The organism is Microbacterium sp. SS28, from assembly GCF_022761035.1.
GTDB lineage: Bacteria > Actinomycetota > Actinomycetes > Actinomycetales > Microbacteriaceae > Microbacterium.
The window spans coordinates 106962-116607 of sequence record NZ_JAKWJP010000003.1; the positions used below are offsets into that span (position 1 = coordinate 106962).

The 9646-nt window shown below is 70.0% G+C and carries 10 protein-coding genes; 3 read left to right on the plus strand and 7 right to left on the minus strand.

What is annotated here, in order from left to right; all coding sequences use genetic code 11:
• Positions 1-54 precede the first annotated feature (54 nt).
• From MJ607_RS09705 to MJ607_RS09715, 3 genes are all read left to right on the plus strand, one after another.
• Positions 55-816, plus strand: coding sequence for an SDR family NAD(P)-dependent oxidoreductase (locus tag MJ607_RS09705; RefSeq protein ID WP_243075387.1), 762 nt, complete (start codon positions 55-57; stop codon positions 814-816).
• A gap of 91 nt (positions 817-907) precedes the next feature.
• Positions 908-1702, plus strand: a complete 795-nt coding sequence (locus MJ607_RS09710; RefSeq protein ID WP_243075388.1) for an enoyl-CoA hydratase/isomerase family protein — start codon at positions 908-910, stop codon at positions 1700-1702.
• A gap of 30 nt (positions 1703-1732) precedes the next feature.
• Positions 1733-2572, plus strand: coding sequence for an NAD(P)-dependent oxidoreductase (locus MJ607_RS09715; protein ID WP_308193821.1), 840 nt, complete (start codon positions 1733-1735; stop codon positions 2570-2572).
• 10 nt (positions 2573-2582) lie between these two features.
• Here MJ607_RS09715 and MJ607_RS09720 read toward each other — a convergent pair whose 3' ends face one another.
• The 7 genes from MJ607_RS09720 to MJ607_RS09750 form a co-directional block, all read right to left on the minus strand.
• Positions 2583-3422: a Cof-type HAD-IIB family hydrolase gene (locus tag MJ607_RS09720; protein ID WP_243075389.1), complete on the minus strand. Its 840-nt coding sequence runs from the start codon at positions 3420-3422 to the stop codon at positions 2583-2585.
• An 86-nt stretch (positions 3423-3508) separates the two neighbouring features.
• The gene (locus MJ607_RS09725) at positions 3509-4927 is read right to left on the minus strand and encodes a glycoside hydrolase family 1 protein (RefSeq protein WP_243075390.1); all 1419 of its coding nucleotides are present in this window, start codon (positions 4925-4927) and stop codon (positions 3509-3511) included.
• Positions 4928-5004: 77 nt separating this feature from the next.
• Positions 5005-6861 carry a beta-glucoside-specific PTS transporter subunit IIABC gene (locus MJ607_RS09730; RefSeq protein ID WP_243075391.1) on the minus strand — a complete coding sequence of 619 codons (1857 nt, stop codon included), beginning with the start codon at positions 6859-6861 and terminating at the stop codon, positions 5005-5007.
• A gap of 188 nt (positions 6862-7049) precedes the next feature.
• Positions 7050-7949: a PRD domain-containing protein gene (locus MJ607_RS09735; RefSeq protein ID WP_243075392.1), complete on the minus strand. Its 900-nt coding sequence runs from the start codon at positions 7947-7949 to the stop codon at positions 7050-7052.
• 42 nt (positions 7950-7991) lie between these two features.
• Positions 7992-8630, minus strand: coding sequence for a LysE family translocator (locus MJ607_RS09740; protein ID WP_243075393.1), 639 nt, complete (start codon positions 8628-8630; stop codon positions 7992-7994).
• A 24-nt stretch (positions 8631-8654) separates the two neighbouring features.
• On the minus strand, positions 8655-9440 hold the full coding sequence (locus MJ607_RS09745) for a hypothetical protein (RefSeq protein ID WP_243075394.1): 786 nt from the start codon (positions 9438-9440) through the stop codon (positions 8655-8657).
• A gap of 10 nt (positions 9441-9450) precedes the next feature.
• Positions 9451-9642, minus strand: a complete 192-nt coding sequence (locus MJ607_RS09750; RefSeq protein ID WP_279234552.1) for a hypothetical protein — start codon at positions 9640-9642, stop codon at positions 9451-9453.
• Between the last annotated feature and the right edge of the window lie 4 nt (positions 9643-9646).

Consider the following 9646-nt stretch of genomic DNA (forward strand, 5'->3'; position numbering starts at 1 on the left):
CTATGCTGGGACTGGATGCCACGGCGCGGCCGATGGCTGTTCGAAGGAGAACGCATGGACATCTCGGGCGCATCGGCCCTCGTGACGGGTGGCGCGAGCGGGCTCGGACTCGCGACGGCGCGACGCCTCGCGGCAGCGGGAGCCGCCGTCACGATCGTCGACCTGCCGGGCTCTGCCGGGGCATCCGTCGCCTCGGAACTCGGCGGCTCGTTCGCACCCGCCGACGTCACCGACCCCGGGCAGGTCGCGGCCGCGGTCGCGCAGGCGAGCGCCGCGGGACCGCTGCGCGTCGTGGTCAACTGCGCAGGCATCGCGCCGCCCGCGAAGGTGCTCGATCGCGAGGGCAACCCGACGCCCGTCGCGGACTTCGAGCGGATCGTCCGCATCAACCTCGTCGGCACCTACAACGTGATCGGGCAGGCGTCCGCCGCGATCGCCAAGACCGAGCCGACTGCCGGCGGAGACCGCGGCGTCATCGTCAACACGGCGAGCGTCGCGGCGTTCGACGGCCAGATCGGGCAGCCTGCGTACGCCGCGAGCAAGGGCGGGGTGCACGCCATGACGCTGCCCATCGCCCGCGAGCTTGCGCGGTACGGCATCCGGGTCGTGACGATCGCCCCCGGCATCATGGAGACCCCGATGCTGAAGGGCCTGCCACAGGCCGCGCAGGACTCGCTCGGCGAGCAGGTGCCCTACCCGCAGCGCCTCGGGCGCCCCGACGAGTATGCACGGCTCGTCCTCTCGATCGTCGAGAACGGCTATCTCAACGGCGAGACGATCCGCCTCGACGGCGCGATCCGGATGGCCCCGAAATGACGCTCGGAACGCCGCGAGACGTCACCTCTGTCCTGATCGAAGCCCGCGAAGCCGACACAGGCGAAGTCTCGCGAACCGGCAAGGAGAACGCATGACCGACTCGATCCTCGTCTCGCGCGACGGCGCCCTGGCCCGCGTGACGTTCAACCGCCCCGCCGTCCTCAACGCGATGGACTTCGAGATGGGCGCGCTGTGGCGCGACATCGCGCACGAGATCACGTCCGACGACTCGGTCGGGGCCGTGATCCTGGATGCCGCAGGCCCCGCCTTCTGCGCGGGCGGCGACGTCATCGCCATGGCGCAGTCGGGGGCGGCGGGTGCGGACGTCACGAGCGCCGCGCACACGATCCACGACGGCATCCGCACGTTCGCCCTCTCGGACAAGCCCATCGTCGCCGCCGTGCAGGGCGCCGTCGCGGGGGGAGGCCTCGGCCTCATGCTGACGGCGGACTACATCGTGGCCTCCGAGTCGGCGAAGTTCGTCAGCAAGTACGCCAACATCGGCCTGACGCCCGACCTCGGCGTCTCGACGCTGCTGCCTGCCGCGATCGGCCAGCGCCGCGCGCTGCAGCTGCTGCTGCAGGACCGCGCGATCGACGCCGCGACGGCGCTGGACTGGGGCCTCGTCGCCGAGGTCGTCCCCGCCGCCGAGGTCGCACCCCGCGCGGAGGCTGTCGCGCGATTCTGGCTCGACAATGCGACGGCGGCGTTCGGGCAGGCCAAGCGCCTCGTCCGCGTCGGCGCCGACCGCTCGTTCGAGGCCAACCTCGCCGACGAGGCGGCGTCGATCGGCGCGCGCTTCGAGACAGACGAGTCCCGTGCCCGCGTCGCGGCCTTCGCCGCGGCCTCGTCGAAGTCCGCCCGGGCCGCCGGCGCAGCATCCTGAACCCCGGGACATCATCAACGGAGGAAGACAGTGACCGACAAGCCCCTGGCCGGCAAGACCATCCTGATGTCGGGCGGCAGCCGCGGCATCGGCCTCGCGATCGCGCTGCGCGCGGCGCGCGACGGCGCCAACATCGCGCTGCTCGCCAAGACCGGCACACCCCACCCGAAGCTCGAGGGCACGGTGCACACGGCGGCGCAGCAGATCCGGGATGCCGGTGGCCAGGCGCTCCCGATCGTGGGCGACGTGCGCAACGACGACGACATCACGCGGGCCGTGCTCGAAACGCAGGGTGAGTTCGGCGGCATCGACATCGTCGTCAACAACGCGAGCGTCATCGACCTCTCGGGCTCGCTCGACCTCGCCGCGAAGAAGTACGACCTCATGCAGGGCGTCAACGTGCGCGGCACGTTCCTGCTCTCGCGCACGGCAGTGCCGATGCTCCGCGAGAGCGCGAACCCGCACATCCTGTCGCTGTCGCCGCCGCTCAACCTCTCGCCGCGCTGGCTCGGCGCGCACACGGGCTACACGCTCGCGAAGTACGGCATGACGATGGCGACGCTCGGGCTCGCGGCGGAGTTCGCGAAGGACGGCATCGCCGCCAACACGCTGTGGCCGCGCACGACGATCGCGACGGCCGCCGTGCAGTTCGCGCTCGGCGGCGACCGCATGATGAAGGCGAGCCGCACGCCCGAGATCTACGCAGACGCGGCGTACGAGGTCATCACGAAGCCGTCGCGCGAGTACACGGGGCAGACGCTCGTGGTCGAAGACGTGCTGACGGATGCCGGCATCACGGACTTCTCGGGCTACGCGGCGGTGCCGGGCACGCCCGACGAGCACCTGTTCCCCGACATCTTCCTCGACTGAGGGACGCGGGCTACAGGAGCCCGTGACGCTCGAACGCGTTCCACACGCCGTCGTCGTCGACGTCCGTCGTGACCTCGTCGGCGTAGGACTTCGCGGTGTCGTCGGCGTTGCCCATCGCGATCCCGACGCCGCACATCTGCAGCATCTCGAGGTCGTTGTAGCTGTCGCCGATGCCGATCGCGTCGTCCGTCGACATGCCGAGGTGCTCGGCGAGCCGCTCGATCGCGGCACCCTTGTGCACGCCCGGCATGCTGACCTCGCCGCCTGCTTCGCCGAGGTAGGGGATCGTGCCCGTGATCACGTGGAACCGGTCGCCGAGGCCGTCGCGCACGATCGCGAAGGTGCCGGGGTCGGAGCCGAAGAACGTCGCCTTCGCGATGCCCTCGGCGGGAGCCGGTCCCCGATACGCCATGCGCAGCTCGAGCGTCTTCATGTCGCGCGAGCCCGCGACATCCCGTTCCCTCGCGATGTCGCCCTCGAAGAGCGGACGCACCCTCTCGAAGAGGTTCTCGCTCGGGTACACCTCCTCGTAGCCCTGCAGGTTGTACTCGATCCCGCGATCGCGGAGGAATGCGACGAGCTCGATCACGGCGGCGGGCGGCATCGTGAAGCCCGCGACGAGATCGTCGCCGAACTCGACGAAGCCGCCGCCCGCGGTCACGGCGCCGTCGAAGCCGATCGCGGCGACCGAGTCGGGGATCTCTCGACGCGAGCGACCCGTGCACAGGTGCACGAGGTGTCCCTTGGCGCGGGCGCGGCGCACCGCCTCTGCGACGGAGGGGGAGAGGCGCTGGCGGTGGTCGACGATCGTTCCGTCGACGTCCAGGAAGACGAGGCGGCGAGCGGTCACAGGATTCTCCTCGGAATCGATGAGGTGCCGGATGCCGTCATCGGCGGCATCCGGCACCCTCTGTCGTTCTGTTCAGTCTGCGGCGGTCAGCGGGCGAGCGAGGCGCCGTTCGTGCGGATCACCTCTGAGTACCAGTCGAAGGACTTCTTGCGGTGTCGGGCGAGTGAACCGGAGCCGTCGTCGTTGCGGTCGACGTAGATGAAGCCGTACCGCTTGCTGAGCTGCGCCGTGCTCGCGCTCACGATGTCGATGCAGCCCCACGCCGTGTAGCCGAGCACCTCGACGCCGTCGAGCACCGCTTCGCCGACCTGCACGAGGTGGTCGTTCAGGTACGAGATGCGGTAGTCGTCGACGACGGTCTTGACGCCGTCGACCTCGACCAGCTCGTCGCGGGCGCCGAGCCCGTTCTCGACGATGAAGAGCGGCTTCTGCCAGCGGTCCCAGAACTGGTTGAGGACCAGGCGCAGGCCCACGGGGTCGATCGCCCAGCCCCACTCGCTCTTGTCGAGGGTCGGGTTCTCGACGCCGCCCATGATGTTGCCCTCGCCGACCTCACGCTCGCCCGCCGTCTCGGCGATGCTCATGTAGTAGCTGAACGACACGAAGTCGACGGTGTTCGTCAGGTCGTCGCGATCCTGGTCGGTGATGTCGAGCTCGATGCCCTTCTCGCGCAGGGTCCGCAGGAAGTAGCCCGGGTAGTGCCCGCGCGTGTGGACGTCGCCGTAGACGAGGTTGGCGTGGTCGGAAGCCATGACCGCGAGCGCGTCGTCGGGCGACGCCGTGAGCGGGTAGATCGGCATCGAGAGCACCATGCAGCCGATCCGGGCCTGCGGAGCGATCTCGTGCGCGAGGCGCGTGACGCGCGCCGAGGCGACGAGCTCGTGGTGCATCGCCTGGTAGAGAGCCTGCTCGCCGAGCTCTTCGCGGGGCGTGTTGATGCCGCCGCTCATGAAGGGAGCGTGCAGGAGCGAGTTGATCTCGTTGAACGTGAGCCAGTACGTGACCCGCGAGCCGTAGCGCTCGAGCAGCACGCGCGCGTAGCGCTCGTAGAAGCCGATGAGGTCGCGGCTGACCCACCCGTCGTACGTCTCGGCGAGGTGCAGCGGCGTCTCGTAGTGCGAGATCGTCACGAGCGGCTCGATGCCGTGCTTCTCGAGCTCGTCGAGGACGCGGTCGTAGAACGCGAGGCCCTCTTCGTTCGGCTCGGTCTCGTCGCCGTTCGGGAAGATGCGGCTCCATGCGATCGAGAAGCGGTAGACCGAGAAGCCCATCTCGGCGAAGAGCGCGATGTCCTCCGCGTAGCGGTGGTAGAAGTCGATGGCCTCGTGCTTGAGGTTGTCGGGAGTGGGCTCGGCGGTGCGAGGGGCGACGATGCCGCGCGGCATGACGTCCTGCACCGACAGACCCTTGCCGCCCTCGTCGAACGCGCCCTCGACCTGATTGGCTGCGGTCGCGCCGCCCCAGAGGAAGCCCGTGGGGAAGGGGGTGACTGTCGTGTCGGTCATGAGTGTGGTGTCTCTCTTCTGGTTCCGTATGGATGCGTCTGAGCCGGGGGCGACGCGGACGCCGCCCCCGGCATCCGTCATTTCGCGGGGATCGCGGCCTCGACGGCGCGGGCGAAGAACAGCGGCTCTCCGTGCGCGATGGGGCCCGCGGCGGCGTCGCCGACCTCGGGGTACAGGTCGGGGTTGGTGATGATGACGGGCGTCGTCAGGTCGTAGCCCGCGCGCTCGATCGCGTCGCCGTCGAACTCGACGAGCAGGTCGCCCGCCTTGACCTGCTGGCCGGCCGTGACCTTGAGCTCGAAGTGCTCGCCGCCGAGGCGGACCGTGTCGATGCCGATGTGGATGAGCATCTCGGCGCCGTCCTCGTGGCGGAGGCCCACGGCGTGGCCCGTCGGGAAGGCCGCGACGACCGTCGCGTCGAACGGCGCGTAAACGGCGCCCGAGCGCGGGCGGATCGCGACGCCGTCACCCAGCGAGCCGTCGGCGAAGGCGGCGTCGGGCACCTCGGAGAGCGCGACGACGGTGCCGTCGAGCGGGCTCAGGACGCGCAGGTCGGTGCTCTCCGCGGCGACCTTCTCCTCCTCCACGGGGTCCTTGAAGCCGATGAGGACGACAAGCAGGAACGGGATGACGATCGCGGCGGCGAGGCCGATCGCGAGCAGCGTCATGTTGCCGTTGCCCAGGAGTGCGGGGATCGCGAGGCCCGAGGGCACGACGAAGCTGAGCGAGAAGACGCCGCCCGCCGACAGGATGGCGCCGCCCACGACACCGCCCACGACGCCGAACGCGAACGGCCGCTTGAGCGGCAGGTTGATGCCGTAGATCGCAGGCTCGGTGATGCCGGCGAGGAAGCCCGAGAGCGTCGCGGGCGCGGCGAGCGAGCGGAGGTTCTTGTTGCGCGTGCGCACCCACACGCCGGCGACGGCCGCGGCCTGCGCGAGCACGGCGGCGAAGACCGGCGCGATGAGGAAGATCATGCCCGACGTCTGGTACTCGAGCGTGAAGAGCGGCACGAGGCCCCAGTGCAGGCCGAAGATCACGAAGACCTGCCACAGTCCGCCCATGACGGCGCCGCCGAGCCACGGGACGTTGGCGAAGAGCCAGCCGATGCCGCCGCCGATCCAGCCGCTGATGATCGCCGAGATGGGGCCGATCACGACGAAGACGAGGGGCACCGCGACGAGCACGACGATCATGGGGGTCACGAAGCGGCGGATCGCGGCCGGGAGCTTCGCGTAGAGGAACCGCTCGGCGTGGCTCTGCAGCCACACGATGATGATGATCGGGATGACGCTCGAGACGTAGGTGACCATCGTGAACGGGATGCCGATGAACGTGAGCCCCTCGGCTCCCACCGTCGCCGAGATCGTCGGGTACATGAGGGCGCCGGCGATCGCGAACGACGTGAACTCGCTCGCCTTGAAGTAGCGGGCGGCCGTGATCGCGAGTGCCATCGGCAGGAAGTTGATGAAGGCGTCGGAGAGCGCGTAGAGGATCGCGTACGTCGTCGTCGTCGTGTCGATCCAGCCGAACGTCGCAGCGGCCGCGAGGAACGCCTTCAGAAGGCCGGTGCCTGCGAGCGCCCAGAGAAGGGGCGTGAAGATCGCCGAGATCATCGAGATGAAGCGGTTGAGGAGGTTCCCGCGCGGCGCATCCGCGGCGGGCGCCGACGCGCTTGCGCCGCCGAGCTTGGAGATCTTGCCGATCTCGGCGAACACCTCGGGCACGTCGTTGCCGATGACGACCTGGTACTGGCCGCCGGCCTGGGCCGTCGTGATGACGCCCTGCGTCGACTTGATGGCCGCGGCATCCGCCTTCGACTCGTCCTTCAGGACGAATCGGAGCCGCGTCGCGCAGTGCACGAGGGACTGGACGTTGTCCTCGCCGCCGACGCCCTTGAGGACCCCTGCGGCCGTTTTCGCGTGATCCGCCATGGGGATCCGCCTCCTTCTCGCCGCTTCTGCGCGGCCCGTGGTGCAAGCGAGCAGCCGGTCCGTCGCCGTTTTCTGGCAACAAAAAAACCTGAACTCGTTCATCGCCGATTCGGCGATGTGAGTTCAGGTTTTGCCCGCTCGCGCGGTAACAATCCGGATATCTCGGCAGGACGGAAGCCCTGCGTCGGTCACCCTAGCACGCCGCCACCGGCCGTGTCACGCGCGACCTGACCCGCCAGCCGCTCGACGTGCACGATGAGGTACAGGAGCTCCTCGTCGGTGAGGTCGGATCCGGTCGCCTCGCGCACGTAGCCCTTGACCTGTTCCGCGATGCGATAGGAGCCGGGATACTTCATGCGCGCGAACTCGAAGAACGACGTGTCGGCGCTGCGCAGCATCGACTGCGATACAAGGCGCTGCAGGAGGAACTGCACGTGAAGGATGAAGCGCGCGTAGTCGGGGCTCTCGACGTCGAGGGTGACCCCGAGTCCCGTCTCGACGGTCGCGACGACGTGCTGCACACGGCGGAACAGCTGGGCGGCAGTGCCGTTCGGCTCGTCGCGCGTCGCGTTGAGCAGGTGCATCGTGAGGAACACGGCCTCTTCGTCGGGCAGTTCGCGGTCCAGCCGCTCGCTGATCACCTCGGCCATGCGCGTCGCGGCGGCGAACTCGTGCGGGTGCAGGACGCGCAGCTCGGGCATCGTCGTCGTCGGGATCCGGATGCCGTTGTCGAGGCGCTCCAGGACGTACTGGACATGGTCGATCACGGCGATGAGCAGGCGCCGGCCGAGATCGTGGCCGAGCCGGCGCTCCGCCCCGTCGACGGCGGCGCCCACGGCCTCGACCACCGCGTACGGGACGTCGGCGAGCGTCCGTCGCACGTGTTCGGGGTCGTCGGCCTGATCGAGCACGAACGTCTTCTCGACCTTCGCCGGGTCGATCGTGTCGGACGGCTTGAGCTGGAAGCCGAGCCCCCGCCCCATGAGGACGCGCTCGCCGCCGTGCTCGTCGACGGAGATCACGACGTTGTTGTTGAGCACCTTGTGCGCGACCTCGCGCGCTCCGCGCGCTTCGGGCGGCACCGGCATGCACGAAGTCTATTGGCCGGTCCTCGCGCGGCGGTCACATCCTCAGTGCCGGTTGCCCGTGAAGAGCAGGATGCCGCCGAGGCCGATCATGAGGCCGCCGCCGGTCGCCGAGAGCGTCGCGATGCGTTTCGGCGAGCGACCGAACCAGTCGCGGGCGGCGGAGGCGACGAGCGCCCAGATGCCGTCCGAGATGAGTGCGATGACGAAGAACACGAGGCCGAGTTCGACCATCTGCAGCGGCACCATGCCCGCCTCGAGGTCGACGAACTGGGGCAGCACCGCGACGAAGAAGGCGATCGTCTTGGGGTTGGTGACGCCCACGATGAACCCCTCGCCGAGCTGACGCCAGTGCGACCGCGGCGGCGCGCCGTTCGTGGCGGCCTCCGCCGTGCGGTTGCGGTGCCGGATCGCCTGCACTCCGAGGAACATGAGGTACAGGGCGCCCGCGACCTTGACGATCGTGAAGAGCACGATCGACTGCGCGACGATCCCGCCGACGCCGAGCGCGACGAGCGCGATGACCGGCAGCAGCCCGAGGGCATTGCCCAGGACGCTCAGGAGGCCGCCGATGCGGCCGAGCGCGAGGGCGCGACCGATCGTGAAGAGCACGCTCGGCCCGGGGATCACGATGAGGACGAGGGCCGCGAGCGTGAAGGCGAGGAGGTTCTCGAGCGGGACCACCCTGAAACGATAGTCCCGGCGTGCTCAGGGCTGCGTCGCGGCCTCGGACTGGAGCACGCGGACGGTGTCGTCGCCCGTCCACAGGAACTCGATGCGGTCACCGGGCGCGAAGCCGTCGGGGCGCTCGTCGGCCTCGACGCTGCGGTACGGCAGGCTCACGACGAGCGCCATGAAGGCGCGGAAGGCATCCGGGATGCAGCGGCTGCGCGAGATGCCGCCGTGCTGCAGGAGCACGCACCTCTCGGCCTGGACGCCGTCCGACGCGCCCGCGACCCAGAGGCTCCAGCCGTAGTACTCGCCGAGCGGTGCGGCCCACGTGACGGTCGCGGCGGTCGGGAAGACGGGGATCTCGTCCGGCGCGGGGTTGGACACCCCGAACCAGTCGTCCAGGGGAACCTCGAGCATGACCTCGGGCGCGGGCTGCTGCGCGGCGCCCGCTGCCGCGTCGGAGGTCGTCCCGATCGGCTCCTCGGGGCTCGCGGTCGGTGGGGGCGAGCCGGGCCGTGCGACCACGACCGCCGTCGCGACGAGCGCGAGCGTCAACGCGAGCGGCCACCATCCCCCCGCACGCCGGCGGGCGGTCCGGGGCGCACGGGGTCGGGGCGAACGGGGCGGCGACTCGCTCTTCGGTGACGGAGCGCTCGCCGGACCGTCTGCCCGCGCGGGAGGGGATCCCGCATGCTCCGCGACGGCGAGCTGCTCGAGCGCGTCGAGCCGCGCGAGCGCCGCCGGGTCGTCCGCGAGGTCGGGGTGCAGACCGTAGGTCCGCTGCCTCAGATCTGCCAGCTCGGCCCGTGTCGCGGCATCCATCGCGTCAGCCTCATCGGCTCGCGAGGCGCCCGAGGTCGTCGCGCAGCTGGTAGCCCAGCTCGTCGAGGGTCTGCGTGAGCGGCGGCATGTCGGGCGTCCCGTGGATGAGGGCCTCCTGCACGAACGCGGCGCGCTGGAGCGTGAGGATCTCGCCGGCATCCTCGATCCGGATGCCGCGCACCTCGACGTCGACTGCGCTCACGATT